Annotated in this window: 17 protein-coding genes; 8 read left to right on the forward strand and 9 right to left on the reverse strand. The window is 67.6% G+C overall.

What is annotated here, in order from left to right:
• Nucleotides 1–9 precede the first annotated feature (9 nt).
• The gene (locus tag RAM80_RS15665; protein WP_416427389.1) at nt 10–522 is read right to left on the reverse strand and encodes a dihydrofolate reductase; all 513 of its coding nucleotides are present in this window, start codon (nt 520–522) and stop codon (nt 10–12) included.
• A 71-nt stretch (nt 523–593) separates the two neighbouring features.
• On the opposite strand from RAM80_RS15665, the gene RAM80_RS15670 reads away from it, so the two are divergent.
• Together RAM80_RS15670 and RAM80_RS15675 are read left to right on the forward strand one after the other, a co-directional pair.
• Nucleotides 594–1,967 carry a DUF2868 domain-containing protein gene (locus RAM80_RS15670; RefSeq protein WP_416427390.1) on the forward strand — a complete coding sequence of 458 codons (1,374 nt, stop codon included), beginning with the start codon at nt 594–596 and terminating at the stop codon, nt 1,965–1,967.
• Nucleotides 1,951–3,315, forward strand: coding sequence for a DUF3482 domain-containing protein (locus RAM80_RS15675; protein ID WP_416427392.1), 1,365 nt, complete (start codon nt 1,951–1,953; stop codon nt 3,313–3,315). Before RAM80_RS15670 ends, RAM80_RS15675 begins: the two co-directional genes overlap by 17 nt.
• A 102-nt stretch (nt 3,316–3,417) precedes the next feature.
• Here the strand turns inward: RAM80_RS15675 and RAM80_RS15680 are convergent, their stop codons facing one another.
• The 6 genes from RAM80_RS15680 to RAM80_RS15705 all read right to left on the reverse strand — a co-directional run bounded on the left by RAM80_RS15680 (nt 3,418) and on the right by RAM80_RS15705 (nt 11,790).
• A complete protein-coding gene (locus RAM80_RS15680; RefSeq protein ID WP_416421409.1) occupies nt 3,418–4,569 on the reverse strand; it encodes a TIGR03364 family FAD-dependent oxidoreductase in 1,152 nt (383 codons plus the stop codon).
• Nucleotides 4,570–4,587: 18 nt separating this feature from the next.
• Complete coding sequence (locus RAM80_RS15685; protein ID WP_416421410.1) at nt 4,588–5,613, reverse strand: putative 2-aminoethylphosphonate ABC transporter substrate-binding protein; 1,026 nt, start codon at nt 5,611–5,613, stop codon at nt 4,588–4,590.
• Between the two features lie 41 nt (nt 5,614–5,654).
• Nucleotides 5,655–7,367 carry a putative 2-aminoethylphosphonate ABC transporter permease subunit gene (locus RAM80_RS15690; protein ID WP_416421411.1) on the reverse strand — a complete coding sequence of 571 codons (1,713 nt, stop codon included), beginning with the start codon at nt 7,365–7,367 and terminating at the stop codon, nt 5,655–5,657.
• A gap of 1 nt (nt 7,368) precedes the next feature.
• Nucleotides 7,369–8,430, reverse strand: a complete 1,062-nt coding sequence (locus RAM80_RS15695) for a putative 2-aminoethylphosphonate ABC transporter ATP-binding protein (RefSeq protein ID WP_416421412.1) — start codon at nt 8,428–8,430, stop codon at nt 7,369–7,371.
• A 227-nt stretch (nt 8,431–8,657) separates the two neighbouring features.
• The gene (locus RAM80_RS15700) at nt 8,658–9,521 is read right to left on the reverse strand and encodes a LysR family transcriptional regulator (RefSeq protein WP_416421413.1); all 864 of its coding nucleotides are present in this window, start codon (nt 9,519–9,521) and stop codon (nt 8,658–8,660) included.
• A gap of 10 nt (nt 9,522–9,531) precedes the next feature.
• Nucleotides 9,532–11,790, reverse strand: coding sequence for a heavy metal translocating P-type ATPase (locus tag RAM80_RS15705; RefSeq protein WP_416421414.1), 2,259 nt, complete (start codon nt 11,788–11,790; stop codon nt 9,532–9,534).
• Between the two features lie 82 nt (nt 11,791–11,872).
• Here RAM80_RS15705 and cadR point away from each other — a divergent pair, with 82 nt between their 5' ends.
• Nucleotides 11,873–12,322 carry a Cd(II)/Pb(II)-responsive transcriptional regulator gene (gene cadR, locus RAM80_RS15710; protein ID WP_416421415.1) on the forward strand — a complete coding sequence of 150 codons (450 nt, stop codon included), beginning with the start codon at nt 11,873–11,875 and terminating at the stop codon, nt 12,320–12,322.
• Here cadR and RAM80_RS15715 read toward each other — a convergent pair.
• Nucleotides 12,293–13,066 (reverse strand): OmpA/MotB family protein, encoded by a 774-nt coding sequence (locus RAM80_RS15715; RefSeq protein WP_416421416.1) that lies wholly within the window; start codon nt 13,064–13,066, stop codon nt 12,293–12,295. The genes cadR and RAM80_RS15715 overlap by 30 nt on opposite strands.
• Complete coding sequence (locus RAM80_RS15720) at nt 13,063–13,875, reverse strand: motility protein A (RefSeq protein WP_416421417.1); 813 nt, start codon at nt 13,873–13,875, stop codon at nt 13,063–13,065. Before RAM80_RS15720 ends, RAM80_RS15715 begins: the two co-directional genes overlap by 4 nt.
• A 15-nt stretch (nt 13,876–13,890) precedes the next feature.
• Here RAM80_RS15720 and RAM80_RS15725 point away from each other — a divergent pair, with 15 nt between their 5' ends.
• From RAM80_RS15725 to RAM80_RS15745, 5 genes are all read left to right on the forward strand, one after another.
• Complete coding sequence (locus tag RAM80_RS15725; protein WP_416421418.1) at nt 13,891–14,076, forward strand: hypothetical protein; 186 nt, start codon at nt 13,891–13,893, stop codon at nt 14,074–14,076.
• A gap of 40 nt (nt 14,077–14,116) precedes the next feature.
• Nucleotides 14,117–15,208: a FliC/FljB family flagellin gene (locus RAM80_RS15730; RefSeq protein WP_416421419.1), complete on the forward strand. Its 1,092-nt coding sequence runs from the start codon at nt 14,117–14,119 to the stop codon at nt 15,206–15,208.
• A gap of 110 nt (nt 15,209–15,318) precedes the next feature.
• Nucleotides 15,319–16,197, forward strand: a complete 879-nt coding sequence (locus RAM80_RS15735) for a hypothetical protein (protein WP_416421420.1) — start codon at nt 15,319–15,321, stop codon at nt 16,195–16,197.
• 36 nt (nt 16,198–16,233) lie between these two features.
• Nucleotides 16,234–17,418 (forward strand): tetratricopeptide repeat protein, encoded by a 1,185-nt coding sequence (locus RAM80_RS15740; protein WP_416421421.1) that lies wholly within the window; start codon nt 16,234–16,236, stop codon nt 17,416–17,418.
• Nucleotides 17,415–17,819, forward strand: a complete 405-nt coding sequence (locus tag RAM80_RS15745; protein WP_416421422.1) for an adenylyltransferase/cytidyltransferase family protein — start codon at nt 17,415–17,417, stop codon at nt 17,817–17,819. Before RAM80_RS15740 ends, RAM80_RS15745 begins: the two co-directional genes overlap by 4 nt.
• The last annotated feature ends 79 nt before the right edge of the window (nt 17,820–17,898 follow it).

A 17,898-nucleotide genomic window follows, 5' to 3' on the forward strand; every position in this document is an offset into this window, starting at 1 on the left:
GGCGAAAGGTTAGCGGCGGTCCCAGACTTCGAAGGCGTACGCCGGGGCATCGCCCACCGCCGGGTTTTCGGTGTTCGAGACCAGCAGCCACTGGGTCTCGTCGTATTCAGGGAACCAGGCATCGCCCGCCGGGCTGGCCGCCACGCGGGTCAGGTACAGGCGGTCGGCCAGGTCCAGCCCTTGCGCATACAACTGCGCCCCACCAATCAACATCAGCTCCGTGGCGCCATTGGCCTGGGCCCAGGCTTCGGCGCGGGCGATGGCGGCTTCCAGCGACGGGTACACCTCGGCGCCTTCCAGCACCAGGCCTTCCTGGCGGCTGACCACGATGTTCAGCCGGCCCGGCAGCGGCCGGCCCAGCGAATCCCAGGTCTTGCGGCCCATGATGATCGGCTTGCCCAGGGTGGTGGCCTTGAAGTATTTGAAATCACCCGGCAGGTGCCAGGGCATGCTGTTGTCGATGCCGATGACGCGGTTCTGCGCGAGCGCCGCGATCAGGCTGAGGGGGAGTGTATTTTTCATCCCGCGAGGATAGCAGAGCACGGGGCCTCGCTGGGTTATGCTCTGGGCTGGTTTGATCAATGGATGGTGGCGTGACAGCACTGGACACTCTCTGGCTTACCGAAGCCATACGCCTGCGCGAAGAGCAGGCCGGCCCCCTGGACGACCAGGAGGCCAACCGCCGCGCCCGCCAACAGGGCGGCGACCTGGCCGCGCGGGTGCAGCACCGGGCCCTGTGGCTGGCCGAACGCGACGGCCTGCTGCCCGCCCTGCGCCACTGGAAGCAGGGCGCGCGCCTGAGCGTGATGCTGCTGGCGGTGCTGGTTATTTTCAGCGGCGCCGGCCTGGCCTTCGCCGCCCTGGGCAACGGCCCGGTCAACGTCTTCTGGGCGCTGGGCAGCCTGCTGGGGCTGAACTGGATTCTGCTGCTGGGCTGGCTCAGCGGCCTGCTGCTGGCCGGCGAGCACACGGCCAGCCTGGGCCGCCTGTGGATGTGGCTCAGCGCCCGGCTGGCGCGCGACGCCAACGCCGTGCACCTGGGTCCGGCACTGGTGGTGCTGTTGCAACGCCAGCGCCTCAACCGCTGGGTGCTCGGCGCGCTGGTGAATGGCCTGTGGCTGCTGGCCCTGGGCAGCGCGCTGGTGATCCTGCTGCTGTTGCTGGCCACCCGGCGCTACGGCTTCGTCTGGGAAACCACCATTCTAGGCCCCGACACCTTCGTGGCCATGACCCGCGGCCTGGGCGCCCTGCCCGCGCTGCTGGGCTTCAGCGTGCCGGACGTCGACACCATCCGCGCCAGCGGCGACAGCGTGCTGGCCGTGGACAGCGCTCGCCAGGCCTGGGCCGGCTGGCTGGTGGGCGTGCTGATGGTGTTCGGCATCGTCCCGCGGCTGCTGCTGGCCCTGGCCTGCTGGGGGCGTTGGCGCCTGGGGCGCAAGCGCTTGCAGCTGGACCTGAGCCTGCCCGGCCACGCCGAACTGCGCGAGCCACTGATGCCCAGCAGCGAACGCCTGGGCGTCAACGACAGCGCCCCGGCGCAGTTGCACGAAGTGCCGGCGCCGCTGGCCGGGGCAACTACCGGCGGCGCGCTGCTGGTGGGCCTGGAACTCGATGACCAGCAGCCCTGGCCGCCCGCCCTGCCCGCCACGGTGGGCGATGCCGGGGTCCTCGACAGCCGCGAATCACGCCGGCGCCTGCTCGACCAGCTGGCGCGCTACCCCGCCGCGCGCCTGGCCATCGCCTGCGACCCGCGCCGCTCGCCCGACCGCGGCAGCCTGGGGCTGATCGCCGAACTGGCGCGCAGCGCCGGCCATACCCGCATCTGGCTGCTACCCGCGCCTGCCGGCCAGCAGCTGGATGCCGAGCGCCTCGACGACTGGCACCAGGCCCTGGCCCGGCTGGGCCTAGACGTGGTGGCAAGCCTGCCCCTGACCTGGCTGGAGACCGGCAATGACCAAGCCTCTTAAGCTGGCCGTGGTCGGCCACACCAACGTCGGCAAGACCTCGCTGCTGCGCACCCTCACCCGTGACGTCGGCTTTGGCGAGGTCTCCCACCGCCCCAGCACCACCCGCCACGTGGAGGGCGCGCGGCTGTCGGTGGACGGTGAGGCATTGCTGGAGCTGTACGACACCCCCGGCCTTGAAGACGCCATCGCCCTGCTCGACTACCTGGAACGCCTCGATCGCCCCGGCGAGCGCCTGGACGGCCCGGCGCGCACCGAGCGCTTCCTGCAGGGCAGCGAAGCCCGCCAGCGTTTCGAACAGGAAGCCAAGGTGCTGCGCCAACTGCTGGCCAGCGACGCCGGCCTGTACGTGATCGACGCCCGCGAGCCGGTGCTGGCCAAGTACCGCGACGAACTGGAAGTGCTCAACGGTTGCGGCAAGCCGCTGCTGCCGGTGCTCAACTTCGTCGCCAGCCCCGGCCACCGCGAGGAACAGTGGCGCGAAGCCCTGGCGCGCCTGGGCCTGCACGCGCTGGTGCGTTTCGACAGCGTGGCGCCGCCGGAAGATGGCGAGCGGCGGCTGTATGAAAGCCTGGCGCTGCTGCTGGAACACGCCCGCCCCAGCCTGCAACGGCTGATCGACGACCAGCAGGCCCAGCGCCTGGCGCGCCGCCAGCGGGCACGTTCGCTGATTGCCGAACTGCTGATCGACTGCGCCGCCTGCCGCCGCAGCGTGGCCGCCGACCGCGAAGGCGTGGACGCCGCCATCGCCGCCCTGCGCGAAGCGGTGCGCCAGCGCGAACAGAAATGCGTGCAGGCGCTGCTCAAGCTCTACGCCTTCCGCCTGGAGGACGCCGCCGCCAGCGACCTGCCCCTGCTGGACGGGCGCTGGGGCGACGACCTGTTCAACCCCGAGACGCTCAAGCAGCTGGGCGTGAAAGTCGGGGGCGGGATAGCGGCAGGCGCCGCGGCCGGCGCCGGCGTCGACCTGCTGGTAGGCGGTATTACCCTGGGCCTGGCAGCCCTGGCTGGCGCCATCGCCGGCGGCGCGCTGCAGACCGCCCGGGGCTACGGCGGCCGGCTGCTGGGCAAGCTCAAGGGCCAGCGCGAGCTGACCGTGGACGACAACGTGCTACGCCTGCTGGCCTTGCGCCAACGGCAACTGCTGGAAGCACTGGACGCGCGCGGGCACGCGGCCATGGGCAGCATCGAGGTCGCCGTGCCCCAGGACAAGAGCTGGCGCGAGGGCAAGCTGCCCGAACCACTGGGCAAGGCCCGCGCGCACCCGCAGTGGTCCACCCTCAACCCCCACCCGCGCCCCAACCAGCCCGAACGCCACGAACAGATCGAGCATCTGAGTACAGAACTCTGACTCTGTAGCCGCTGCCGACAGGCTGCGCTGGCCATCACCCACACTGAAGATCTCCGGTGTACATGCGGGCCAGCGCAGCCTTCGGCAGCGGCTACGCGTTCGTTACAGGCCGTCCAGGCCGTGCGGGGCTTCGCCCAGCAGGTCGGCGACGTTACGCTCCGCCAGCGCCGGCCCCACGCTCATGCCCACGCCCGTGTGCATCAGCGCCGAACTCAAGCCCGGCGCCACCCGCAGCAACGAGAACGGCTTGCTGCCCTTGGCGCCATACACGCCCTGCCAGCGCTCCACCACCTTGAGCTTGCCACCCAGCGTGTGCTCGGCCAGCTCGATCATCCAGTCATCCACCTGTTCGGCGTTGAACGGCGACGCGTCACGGCCATAGTGGTGGGAGTCGCCGATGATCAGCTCGCGGTACGGCGTGGGGCTGACCAGCAGGTGAATGCCCTGCTCCACCAGGTGCGGGCTATCCTGCTGCACCTGGGCCTGCAGGGCCCGGGTCTCCGGCAGGCCCTCGAACGCGCCGTAGTGCAGGCAGCTCAAGCCGGTGAGCACCGCCTGCTGCAGGTCCAGTTCGAACTGCGGGCGCACGCGCAGCATCTGCAGGCGGCACACTTGCGGCTGCAAGGCCGCCATGGCGTCGCTGAGCAGCGTCTGGTAGTCGTGGCCCGAACACACCACAATGTGCGAGCCGGTAAAGGTGCCCGCCGTGCTGCGCAGCTTGCCCGGTTCCACGTCGCGCACCAGGGTGGAGAAGTGGAACTCCACGCCCTGCCCGCGCAGGAACTCCACCAGCGCCGGAATCGCCTCGCGCGAATACAGCTGCTGGTCATCCAGCCCCAGCAAGGCCGCGTGGTGGTGGCGGAACTGGCCGTTGTACAACTGGTTCAGGGCCTCGCCCTGCAACAGCTCCACCCGGTAGCCATGCTCCACCGCGCGCTCGGCGCAGAAGCGCTCGAGCAACTGGTGTTCCAGCTCGTTGCGGGCGAACAGCAGCGAGCCGTTGCGTTTCAGGGCGAACCCGGCCTGCTCGGCCCAGTGCGCCCACAGGCTGCGGCTGGCCTTGGCCAGGGCATGCATCTGGCCCACGGGCTGGCCGGTGACCAGCGCCTGGCCGAAATTGCGCACCGACGCCCCCAGGGGCGTGGCGCTGCGTTCGAACACGCGGACCTTGAGGCCGCGCCTGGCGGCGGCGTAGGCATGGGACAAGCCCAGGATGCCGGCGCCGACGATGAGCATGTCGCTGTGTTGGGTCATGGGAACGCCTCCCTGGAATTACTGGGCCGCAACCTTCTCGGACTTGCCGTCATAGCGCTTGCGCCATTCGGTCAGGATGCTGTCGCGGTTCTTCGACGCCCAGCTGAAGTCGTTCTTGATCAGGCGCTGTTCGTAGTCGGCCGGCAGTTCGGTCTGCGGCTTGGCGATGCCCGGCTGGGCCAGCACGGCGAAGTTTTCCTTGTACAGTTCCATGGCCGCGGGGCTGGCGGAGAAGTCGGCGAGTTTCTTCGCGGCTTCTTCATGAGGGGTGCCCTTGATCACCGCGGTGGCTTCGATTTCCCAGCCCAGGCCTTCCTTCGGCAGGATGATGTCCAGCGGCGCGCCCTGGCGCTTGAGCTGCACGGCCGGGTATTCGAACGAGATGCCGATCGGGAACTCGCCCGAGGCCGCCAGCTTGCAGGGCTTGGAGCCGGAGTGCACGTACTGGCCAATGTTCTGGTGCAGGTCGTCCATGTACTTCCAGCCCTGCTTCTCGCCGTAGGTCTGCAGCCAGGCGCTGACGTCCAGGAAGCCGGTGCCCGACGAGGCCGGGTTCGGCATCACGATCTTGCCCTTGTACTCGGGCTTGGTCAGGTCCTGCCAGCTCACCGGCTTGGTCAGGCCCTGCTTCTCGGCTTCCACGGTGTTGAAGCAGATGGTGGCGGCCCACACGTCCATGCCTACCCACTTGGGTGGGTTGGCGGCGTCACGGTAGTTCGCGCCGATCTTGCCCAGGTCTTTCGGCGAGTAGGCTTCGAGCATGCCCTGCTGGTCGAGGATGGCCAGGCTGGAGGCCGCCAGGCCCCACACCGCGTCGGCCTGCGGGCGATCCTTCTCGGCCAGCAGCTTGGCGGTGACGATACCGGTGGAGTCACGCACCCACTTGATCTCGATGTCGGGGTTGGCTTTCTCGAACGCGTCCTTGTAGGTGGTCAGCTGCTCCGGCTCCAGGGCCGTGTAGACGGTCAGTTGGGTAGTGGCTGCGCTGGCCTGCAGGCTGAAAGCGGCAACAACGGCAGCGACAAGAGCAAGTGGCTTGAACATGGTGCGGTTCCTGAGTCAGTTGGAGGTCAGTGGGTGTGCAATCAAAGGCCCTGGCGCCAGGCCTGGGAGCGGCGCAGCAAGCCGCGCGAGGCCCAGGCCAGTAGCAGCGACACGGCGGCCGAGGTCAGCAGAATCAAGGTGGACATGGCCGCGGCGCCGCCAACGTTGCCGGCGTCGTCCATGTTCAGCACCGCCACCGCCGCCAGGATGGTGTCGGGGCTGTAGAGGAAGATGGCCGCCGACACCGTGGTCATGGCCGAGACGAACAGGTAGCGGATGATGTCCAGCAGCGCCGGCAGGCAGATGGGCACGGTCACCCGCAGGTAATGCCGGTACAGCGGCGCCTTGAGCGACAGCGCCGCGGCTTCGAACTCGCCGTCCAGCTGGCGCAGGGCCGTAGTGGCGGTCATTTGCGCGGTGGTCATGTAGTGGGCCACGGTGCACACGACCAGCAAGGTCATGGTGCCGTAGAACACATGCAGCGGGTTGCCGCCCAGGTTGAAGAAGAATACGTAGCCCAGGCCCAGCACCAGGCCGGGCACGGCCATGGGCACGAAGCTGAGCATGCGCAGCAGCAGGTTCAGGCGGCGCAGGCCCTGGGTTTTTTCCATCAGGTAGGCGCCGGTGAAAATCACCGCGCTGCCGATCAGCGCCGTGCCCAAGGCCATCTTCACGCTGTTGCTGTAGGCCAACCAGCCGCCGCCGGCGGTGGTGTTGAACTGGTAATGCACCAGCGACAGCGACAGGTTGTAGGGCCAGAATTTCACCAGCGACGAGTACACCGCCATGCCCACCACCAGCAGCAGCGCCGCGCACACCAGCAACACTACCGCCAGGTAACAGCCATCGCGCAGCCGCGAAGGCGCGGGGCGGAACACCTGGGCGCGGCCGCTCATGGCCTCGCCGTGACGGCGGCGCAGCCAGGCGTCGACGCCGAAGCTGAACAGCGCAGGCAGCAGCAGGATCATGCCGATCAAGGCGCCGCGGCCAAATTGCTGCTGGCCCACCACCGCCTTGTAGGCTTCCAGCGCCAACACCTGATAGTCGCCGCCCACCACTACGGGCACGCCGAAGTCGGTGATGGTCAGGGTGAACACCAGGCAGAACGCCGCGAACACCGCCTGGCGCGTGGCCGGCCAGGTGATGCTGCGGTAGGCGCGCCAGGGGCTGGCACCCATGCTCGAGGCGGCGTCGAACAGCCGCGCATCGGCCAACGACAGGGCCGACAGCAGAATCATCAGCGCATGCGGAAAGGTGTAGATCACCTCGCCCAGGACGATGCCCCAGAAACCGTAGATATTGTCAGCCACCAGCCCGCGCAGCAGGCCCTGGTTGCCGAACAGGTAGACCAGGGCAATGCCCGGCAGCATCGACGGCGCCAGCAGCGGCAGCAGGGATATGCCACGCCACACCGCCTTGCCGGGGATCAACGTGCGTTGCAGGGCGTAGGCGAACAGGTAGGCCAGCGGCACGACGATGGCGGCCACACTGAACGACACCTTGAGGCTATTGCCCAGCAGCCAATGGAAATTGTCACTGGCCACCAGGTCCTGGGCCGCCGCCCAGCCGCCACCGGCCACCGGGGTGAAGCCGCGCCAGAAGATCGCCAGCAGCGGCATCAGCACCGCCACACAAAGGAACGCCAGCAACAGCAGTTTGCCGCCGACCACGAACAGACGGTCACCCAGGGCAGCCGACGAAGACTGGGCCGGCGCTTTTGCGTCCATCACCGGCAGGCTCATCTGCGCGGCCATCTCAGGCGAACACCTGGAGGCTGCGCGGCGGCAGGGCTACCCAGATGTCCGGGCTGCCCAGGCGCGGCATGGATTCGGGGGCCACTTCGGCCAGCAGCGCGTGGCCGGGGAACTGGTTGAATTCGAAGCTCATGCGGCAGCGGTTGCCCAGGAAGGTGATCTCGCGCACCCGCGCCTGGAACAGGTTTTCCTCGTGCACCGGCGGGTTGACGCTGATGGCCTCCGGGCGGCAGAACAGCCGACCGCTGTTGGCGCGGCTGGCATCGGGGGCCAGGCGCATGTTCATCCCGCCCACCTGTGCATGGCTGTCGCTGCTGCGCTGGAACGGCAGCCAGTTGCCCTGGCCGACAAACTCGGCGACGAACGGCGTGGCCGGCTTGTCGTAGATCTCCTGGGCGGTGGCGTACTGCTCGACCTGGCCGTTGTTCATCACGGCGATGCGGTCGGCCATCAGCATGGCCTCGTCCTGGTTGTGGGTAACCATCAGCGTGGTGATGCCCAGCTGGCGTTGCAGTTGGCGCAGCTCGGTGCACAGGTGCTCGCGCACCCGGGCGTCGAGGGCCGACATGGGTTCGTCCAGCAGCAACAGCGACGGCGACGGCGCCAGGGCGCGGGCCAAGGCCACGCGCTGCTGCTGGCCGCCGGACAGCTGGCCGGGGAATTTCTTCTCGCTGCCCAACAGGCCCACCAGCTCCAGCATGTCGCCGACACGCTTGCGCACCTGGTCACGGCTCTGGCCCGACAAGCCGTAGGCAATGTTGGCCTCGACATTGAGGTTGGGGAACAGCGCGTAGGACTGGAACAGGATGCCGTAGTCGCGGCCCTGGGGTGGCAGCAAGGAGATGTCGCGGTCGCCGATGTACAGCTGGCCCCGGTCCTGGCGCTCCAGGCCGGCGATGCAGCGCAGCAGCGTGGTCTTGCCGCAGCCCGACGGGCCCAGCAGGCACACCAGCTCACCGGCGGTAACGTCCAGCGAGACGTCGTTGAGCGCGGTGAAGGCGCCGAAGCGCTTGTGGATACCACGCACGGACATGTGCGCGCCGGTAACAGGGGAATGGTTCATGGACGGGACCTCATCTAGCAGATGGGGGTCATCCTAGGCAGCGAATGCGAACGTCCTGTGGCAGTAGGGCAAAAGCTGCCGATAGTGGTATTGGCGGATTTGGGTTGTAACAACGGATCCTGCAAAACCCCGTCTTTTGTGGGAGCTGGCTTGCCAGCGAGCTTTTGGGCGTTTAACAACTCGCTGGCAAGCCAGCTCCCACAAAAGCGACCACTGCTACAGATTCATCAGAGGGACGAGACTTCCTGGGCCAGGCCCAGGAACGCCGCGGGCAGGCGCGCCTGGCGGCGTTCTTTCAGGCAGTAGAGGTATTCGTGCATCACCGGCGCGTTGTCGATGGTCAGCACCTTCAGCTCGGGGTTGTGCGGCACCTCGTGGCGGGCGATCAGGCTGACGCCGATGTTGCGCAGCACCGCCTCGCGGATCGACTCGCGGCTGCCGATCTCCAGCACCGTGCCAATGGCCACCTGCTCATCTTTCATCCACTGCTCGGTGAGGCTGCGGGTGGTGGAGCCGCGCTCGCGCATCAGCAGGCACTGCCCGGCCAGGGCGCTGAGCGGCACCTGGTTGTGCACCGCCAAGGGGTGATGCCGGTGCACCGCCAGCACCAGCGGGTCGGTGCCCAGCACCCGGCGGATCAGCCGGGCGTCGTCCACCAGCTGCGAGGACGCGGCCAGGTCCACGCGGTAGTCCTCGAGCATTTCCAGCACCTGCTGGGAGTTGCCGATCTCCATCGACACCTCCACCTGGGGCAGGCGCTCGCGGAAGATCTTCACCAGGTCGAGGATGTAGTAAGGCGCCGTGGCGGCAATGCGCAGGGCGCCCTCGCCCTGGCCGCTGTTGCGCAGGAAGAACTCGATGTCGGCTTCCTGCTGCAGCAGCGCCTTGACCATGGGCAGCAGGCGCGCGCCGTCGTCGCTCAGGGTCAGGCGGCGGCCGCCACGGTAGAACAGCTCCACCGCGTACTGGCTTTCCAGGTGGCGGATCTGCGTGGTCACGGTGGGCTGGCTGAGGCCCAGTTTTTTCGCCGCCAGGGTGATGCTGCCCAGCCGGGCCACCATGTAAAACGCCTTCAGCTCGGCACTCAGCATCACCACCTCATTACTTGCGCAGCAGCCTCAACCCGTTGAAGACCACCAACAGGCTGACGCCCATATCGGCGAACACCGCCATCCACATCGTCGCCACCCCGGCAAAGGTCATTGCCAGGAACACGGCCTTGATCACCAGCGCCAACACGATGTTCTGCATCAGTATCGACCGGGTCTGGCGCGAGAGCCTGACGAACGTCGGGATTTTTCGCAAGTCGTCGTCCATCAGCGCCACGTCGGCGGTCTCGATGGCAGTATCGGTGCCCGCCGCTGCCATGGCAAAGCCCAGCTCGGCGCGGGCCAGGGCCGGCGCGTCGTTGATGCCGTCGCCGACCATGCCCACCCGGTGGCCCTGGGCATAAAGCTCTTCAATGGCCTGCAGCTTGTCCGCCGGCAGCAGGTTGCCGCGCGCCTGGTCGATACCAACCTGGGCGGCGATGGCGCTGGCAGTGTGGGGGTTGTCGCCGGTCAGCATCAGGGTCTTGATGCCCAGGGCGTGCAGCTGGGCGATGGCCTCGCGGCTGCTGTCCTTGAGGGTGTCGGCCACGGCGAAGAAGGCCAGCGGGCCGCTGGCGTCCAGCAACAGCACCACGCTCTTGCCCTGGCGCTCCAGCACGTCCAGCTGGGCCTCCAGTTGCGGCGAGCACAGGCCCAGCTCTTCCACCAGGCGGTGGTTGCCCAGGTGGTACAGCTGGCCGTTGACGCTACCGCTCACGCCACGCCCGGCCAGGGCCTGGAAGTCCGCCACCTCCAGCAGCGCCTCGCCGGCTTCCAGCGCCGGGCGGGCAATGGCCTGGGACACCGGGTGGTCGGAGCGGGCGGCCAGGCTGGCGGCGATCTGCTCGGCAGTGGCGGCATAGGCAGGGTCCAGCGGCACGAAGTCGGTCTGCACCGGTTTGCCATGGGTCAGCGTGCCGGTCTTGTCGAGGGCCAGGAAGTCCAGCTTGTGGCCACCTTCCAGGTACACCCCGCCCTTGATCAGGATGCCCTTGCGCGCTGCCGCGGCCAGGCCGCTGACGATGGTCACCGGGGTGGAGATCACCAGCGCACACGGGCAGGCGACCACCAACAGCACCAGCGCGCGGTAGATCCAGTCGAACCAGGCGCCGGCCATGAACAGCGGCGGCAGCACCGCCACGGCCAGGGCCAGGGCGAACACCGCCGGGGTGTACACCCGGGAGAAGTTATCCACAAAGCGCTGGGTTGGGGCGCGGGCACCCTGGGCCTGTTCCACGGCATGAATGATGCGCGCCAGGGTGGAGTTGCTGGCCAGCGCGGTCACCCGGTATTCCAGGGCGCCGGCCTGGTTGATGGTGCCGGCGAACAGCTTGTCGCCCACGGCCTTCTCCACCGGCAGGCTTTCGCCGGTGATGGCCGCCTGATCGACGCTGGATTGCCCGCTGACTACTTCGCCATCGAGGGCAATGCGCTCGCCAGGGCGCACCCGCACGACAGCGTCCAGGGCAATCTTGCGGGCGTCCAGTTCCAGCCACTGGCCGTCAGCCTGGCGCACGGTCGCTTGTTCGGGGGTCAGTTGCAGCAAGCCGCCGATGGCGTTGCGCGCGCGGCTCAGGGAGCGCGCCTCGATCAGCTCGGCCACGGTGAACAGGAACATCACCATGGCCGCTTCCGGCCACTGGCCGATCAGCACTGCGCCGGTGACGGCGATGCTCATCAGCGCGTTGATGTTCAGGTTGCGGTGCTTCAGGGCAATCCAGCCCTTCTTGTAGGTGGTCAGGCCGCCACTGGCAATCGCCAGCAACGCCAGCCCGGCGATCAACCAGCTGGGCGCCAGGCCGCTGAAATGGGCGATTTCCGAGGCCACCGCGGCAACGCCCGACAGCGCCAGCGGCCACCAGGGCTTGCGCACCGGTGCCGGCGCTTCAGGGCTAGCCTGGCCTTGGGCATCCAGGGGCTCGGCGCTCATGCCCAGGCCCGCAATGGCCTCGATAATCACGTCATCAGCGGCCAACGAGTGGCGAACGCCCAGCACCCGGTTGATCAGGTTGAACTCCAGCGCCTCGACGCCGGCCAGCTTGCCCAGGCGGTTCTGGATCAGGGTCTGCTCGGTGGGGCAGTCCATCTGCTCGATGCGGAAGCGGCTCAGGCGCGCGTCGGCACTGGCCGTGGCGCTCAGGCGCACGGTAGCGGGCGGCGCCGGCTGGTCGCTGGCGCAGCAGCTGCCGCCGTGGGCGTGGCCGCGAATGGCGGCGTGCTCATGGGCGTGGCCGTGGTCATGCTTGTGGCTGTGGGTTGGCTGCTGGCTCATTGGTCAGGTCCGGTAAAGTGCCTGTTGCCAAGTGAACACCCTGTAGCCACTATAGGGTCAAGCACCTTTGGAGGGCGCAGCCATGAAAATCGGCGAACTGGCCAAGGCCACCGACTGCCAGGTCGAGACCATCCGCTACTACGAGCGCGAGCAATTGCTGCCGCCGCCCGCCCGCAGCGACGGCAACTACCGGCTCTACACCCAGGCCCACGTCGAGCGGCTGACGTTCATCCGCAACTGCCGCACCCTGGACATGACCCTGGACGAAATCCGCAGCCTGCTGACCCTGCGCGACAGCCCCCAGGACCAGTGTGCAAGCGTCAACACCCTGATCGACGAGCACATCCACCACGTGCGTGCGCGCATCGACGGCCTGCAGGCCCTGCAAGCCCAGCTGCTGGAACTGCGCCAGCGCTGCGGCACCGTGGGCGAGAACGACCAGTGCGGCATTCTCCAGCGCCTGGAGATCAACGGCGCGGTGACAGCGCCCGAGGCCGAACACTCACATGTGGGCCGTAGCCACGGCCACTGACGGCGGCGGGCTGGGCACGGCTTCCAGCACCACTTCTACCCGGCGGTTTTCAGCCCGCCCGGCCACCGTGGCGTTATCCGCCAACGGATGGGTATCGCCAAAGCCCACCGCGCGCAGGCGCTGGCCATCGACGCCGTTGCCCTGCAGGTAGCGCACCACGCTGGCAGCGCGGGCGCTGGACAGCTCCCAATTGGACGGGAAACGCGGGTTCTGGATCTTCTCGGCGTCGGTGTGGCCTTCCACCAGGATCGGCTGGCTGTTCTTGCCCAGCACCGGCAGCAACTGCTGCAAGGCGCCGATGCCAGCGCGGCTCAGGTCAGCCTGGCCGGACTCGAACAGCAGCTCGCTGCTCAGGCGAAAGCTCACGGTCTTCTGCGAAATATCCACCTGGATGTCCTTGCCCAGGGCGTCGATGCCCAGGTTTTTTGCCAGGTCCTCGGTGGTCGGCAACGGCGGTGGTGCAGGCGGCGCGGGCGCAGGCTCGGCCTTTGGCACCGTGGCCAGCACCGGCTTCACCACCTGCGGCCGCCCCAGTAGCGCCAGGCCGTGGGGCAGCAGGCCCTGGCCCATGAACGGCAGCGGCGCCACGGTTGGCGGCGGGTTGCCGTGCAGGCGCGTGGTAATCGCCAACATGGCCATGGTCACCACCAGCAGCAGGGTCATCATGTCCAGGTAGGTCATCATCCAGCTGTCGTCGTCGCCCTCGCCGCCTGTGCGCCCCAGGGCCTCCAGTGGCCGGCTCATGGGCGGGCGCTCTCGCCCAGGCGCGGGGTGATGCGCAGCTGTTCGCGGATCTCGTCGGGGTGGTGGCTGACGAAGGTGCCCAGGGTCTCGCGGATCAGGCCGGGGCTGCGCTTGTTGCACATCATCGCCACGCCCTGGATCACCATGTTCATCAGCAGCACGCGCTGCTCGGTGCGCCGCTCCAGCTTCACCGCCACTGGCTTGAGCACCAGGTTGGCCAGCAGCACGCCATACAGGGTGGTCATCAGGCCTACCGACATCTGGTGGCCGATGGTGACCATGTCGCCGTCGCCCAGCACGAACATCAGGTTCACCAGCCCCACCAGGGTGCCGAGCATGCCGAACGCCGGCGCATAGCTGGCCATCACCCGGAACAGCTGCGCCTCGGCGCGCTCCTTGGCGCGCATGCGCACGATGCGCCATTGCAGCAGCTCGATGATCTCGGCTTCCGGGGTCTTGTCGATGACCAACTGCACGCCCGAGCGCAGGAAGGGGTTGCGGGTGTTTGCCAGCACCTTCTCCACCGCCCGCAGGTCGTCGTCCACCCACAGCCGCGCCATGCTCACCAGCTGCTCGATGTCGTCATGGGCATGCACCGGCTCCTTGCGGATCACCGTGGCGAACAGCCCCAGCACCCGGCGCACCTCGCTCAGCGGGTAGCTCAGGCAGGTGGCGGCAAAGGTGCCGATCAGCACGATGCCCAGGCTCGGCAGGTCAAGGAACATCAGCGGGTGTTGCGCCGAAAACAGCAACAGCAAGGCCAGCAGGACCAGGCCTGACAACAGGCCGATCAGGGTCGAGGGATTCATCACGGGCTCCGGTAAATGAACAGCAACGGCCGGATTTATAACGCGCGCGTGGTGGATTCAATGCCGCTAACACAGCCCTTTTTCCCGTCGAAATCCAGCGACGAACGCCGCCGGGGAAAAAATTTTCGGGCATTTCTAAAGGTGGAAGGGGTGGTGCCGATCTTCGCGGTTAAAACCCAAGGGTTAGGCCAAAGCCGCTGAAACCCTGGGTTCCAGGCCCCTACACAGAAGGAAGTGCAGCATGTCCGTCATTAATACCAACATCACGTCGATGATCGCCCAGAAGAACCTGAGTTCGTCGGAAAGCTCCCTGAGCACTTCCATCGAACGCCTGTCCTCGGGCCTGAAAATCAACAGCGCCTCCGACGACGCCGCCGGTGAAGCCATTGCCAACCGCATGAGCTCGCAAATCACCGGCCTGGACCAGGCCAGCAGCAACGCCAGCGACGGCATCTCCCTGGCGCAGACCACTGAAGGCGCGCTGGACGAGGTGAACGACAACTTGCAGCGTATCCGTGAGCTGTCGGTACAGGCCGCCAACGGCACAAACTCGCAGTCCGACCTGCAGTCGATCCAGGATGAAATCACCCAGCGCCTGGACGAGATCGACCGTATCTCCTCGCAGACCGCGTTCAACGGCGTGAGCGTGCTGGACTCCGACCAGACCATCACCATCCAGGTAGGCGCCAACGATGGCGAGACCATCGACATCAAGCTGAGCGAAATCAACAGCTCCACCCTGGGCCTGAGCGGCTTCAACGTCAACGGCTACGACGGCTCGCTGAGCAGCGCTTCGGTGGAAGACGAAGGCGGCGCCTCGATGACGCTGTCCAGCACCACCACCACCATCACCGACAAGTCGGGCAAGGCCATCACCTACGGCGGCAGCGGTTCCACCGGCGGCACCCTGGTGCAGGACGACGACGGCGACTACTTCCTGCAAGTAGGCAGCGGTTCGACTGCCACCTACTACGCCGCCGACGTGACCGTCGATGGCAGTGGTTCCACCGCCACGGTCTCGGTGAGCATCGACACTGACAACGAAGTGACCAAGAAGTCCACCAACACCCTGACCACCCTGGACTCGGCGCTGAACACCGTGGACTCCATGCGTTCGGACCTGGGTGCGGTGCAGAACCGGTTCGACTCGGCGATCTCCAACATCTCCACCACCGAGACCAACCTGACCTCGGCACGTTCGGGTATCGAAGACGTCGACTACGCCACTGAAGTTTCGGCCATGACCAGCGCCCAGATCCTGCAACAGGCAGGTACCTCGGTACTGGCGCAAGCCAACTCCACCCCGCAACAAATGCTGTCGCTGCTGCAATAAGCGCCATAAGCGGAACAGGCCCCGTGGCGGGCCTGTTCTTGCCGCTTCACCCCAGGGCCGCGCGCCCTACCCTTGGCTTTCCCACAGAATTCCTTCAGGACCACCGGACCATGACGGCGATCACCTTCAACTGGAATTTCCAGGGCCGCCTGGTCACCCTCGACCACGGCGCCGGCCTTGCCAGCCGCCCCGACTTCGCCGAGCTGATGGCCCTGGACGCCCTGAGGGTCATCATTTTCGACCCCGCCAGCCTGCTGCACGGCTCGCCGCTGGCCGACCACCCCGAAGTGCAGATGATCAACGGCGTGGCCCTGGGCGATGGCCGCCCGCTGACCCTGCACGCCTGCCTGGACCCGCGCCAAAGCAGCAGCCGCGCGCCGCAGCCGCTGGTGCCGGTGCCCGCGCCGTTGCAGCGCGGTGCCCAGGTGCTGGCGCGCCTGCCTATCCGCAGCGCCCGCCTCGACCAGCTGCAAGGGCTCAAGGCCCTGGACTGGCTGGTGCTGGACGACCGCCACGACACCCTGGCCATCCTCGAACATGGCGCCGCCACGTTGCAGCAGGTGCTGCTGGCCCAGGTCAGCCTGTCGATGCTCACCCCCCACGCTGGCGATTTCGAGTTTGGCCCGCTGTGCCAGCGCCTGGCCGAGCATGGCCTGCAGTTCTACCGCTTCCATACACCCAGCCACCTGAGCCAGTTCCCCGCCGACCTGCAGTTGGCCGAGCCACGCGCCACCCAGTTGCACACGGTGCAGGCGCTGTTCATCCCGACGCCTGCGCGCCTGGCGCAGCTGCCAGCGCAGCGGCGGCTGAAGCTGGCCTTTGCCCTCGATACTGCCTACGGGCTGCACGACCTGGCCTACCGCCTGCTGGCCGACATCGACCAGGGCCAGGCCGCGCGCTACCTGAGTGCCCGCCACTACGTGCCGGCAGCCAGCCTCGAGGCCACCACCTTCACCCTCACCGCCGAGTACAGCCCAGCGCCGTGGTAACGGCCTGCTCGTCCAGCCACTCAACCGGGGTCCATCATGTCTCGCACCGCCCGCATCCCCTTGCACAACAAGTCCGAAGCAGCGGCCAACGCCTACATCAACAGCGGCCGCGCCCTGCTCAAGCAGCAGCGCACTGACGAAGCCATCGCCAGCTTCCGCCAGGCCCTGCCCCTGGCGCCGCGCAACGCCCGCCTGCACGCCGACCTGGGCCTGCTGCTGAGCAAGCACAAACACACCGCCGAAGCCAAACCGCTGCTCGAGCGCGCCCTGGAACTGGACCCCGACCAGGTGCAGGTGCTGGTCAAGCTGGGCGAGATCCACAACCAGCAGGAAGACAGCGAGCGCGCCGAAACCCTGGTGACCCGGGCCCTGCAACTGGCCCCCCAGAGCACATCGGCGCAACTGGTGATGGGCGTGATCCGCCACCACCAGGTGCGCCTGCCCGAAGCCCTGGAGCACTACCGCCAGGCCCTGGCCCTGCGCCTGCAACAGCCGATCACGCAGACGCCCAAGGCGCCGCGCAGCGACTTCAACAAGCCCCAGGTGGAGCAACTGCTGTGGGACACCCTGGCGGCGCTGTGCCAGGCCGGCGTGCATGCCTTCGCCGCCTACGGCACCCTGCTGGGCCTGACCCGCGAGGGCGGCTTGCTGCCGTTCGACAAGGACATCGACTTCGGCCTGCCCCACTGCGAAATGGAGCGCGCCACCCACTGCCTGCTCCGCCGCGGCTGGGTGGAGCCGGTGGGCTCGCACCGGCTGACCAACCCCAAGGCGTTCTACCATCCGCTGCACAAGGTGTCCCTGGACCTGTCGGGCTTCGTGGTCGACGGCGACGGCAACACCTGCACCGGCTTCTGGGTAAAGGACGGCCCGCGCGAATGGCACCGCCAGACCCGCTACCCCACCCTGCACCTGGACAAGGGCCAGGCGCCCGACGGCAGGCCGCTGTGGCAACTGCGCGACGCCGACACCTGGCTGACCGCCGTATATGGCGACTGGCGCACCCCGGATGCGCAGTTCGACACAGTGATCGCCGCCCGCAACCTCTGTGGTTTTGCCCTGCTGACCGAGTGCTACGCCGTGTCGCGGATCTACTCGCACATCGAAAGCGGCCACCTGCACAAGGCCCGCGCCCTGGCCGGCCACGCGCTGGTGCACCGCCCCGACGACAGCCTGCTGCTGCAGGCGCGCGCGGCCCTGGATGCGGTGCTGCCAGCATGAGCCGCATCGTCATCACCTACGGCACCTTCGACCTGTTCCACGTCGGCCACCTGAACCTGCTGCGCAACCTGCGCGCGCTGGGCGACACGCTGATCGTCGGGGTGTCCACCGACGAGTTCAACCTGCTCAAGGGCAAGCAGACGGTGATTCCCTTCGCCGACCGCCTGGACATCGTGCGCTCGCTCAAGTGCGTGGACATGACCTTGGCGGAAACCTGCTGGGCGCAGAAAGCCGACGACATTCGCCGCCTGGGCGTGTCGGTGTTCGGCATGGGGGATGACTGGAAGGGGCACTTCGACACCCTCAGGTCGCTGTGCGAAGTGCGCTACCTGCCGCGCACGCCGGGCATTTCCAGTTCAGCGCTGAAGCACTGCCTGGCCCGCCCCGCGCCGGCAGCGTAACCCTGTGGGAGCTGGCTTGCCAGCGAGCTTTTGAGGCCCTGAAAAGCTCGCTGGCAAGCCAGCTCCCACAGGATGTCAG

The organism is Pseudomonas sp. App30, from assembly GCF_047947025.1.
Taxonomy (GTDB): domain Bacteria; phylum Pseudomonadota; class Gammaproteobacteria; order Pseudomonadales; family Pseudomonadaceae; genus Aquipseudomonas.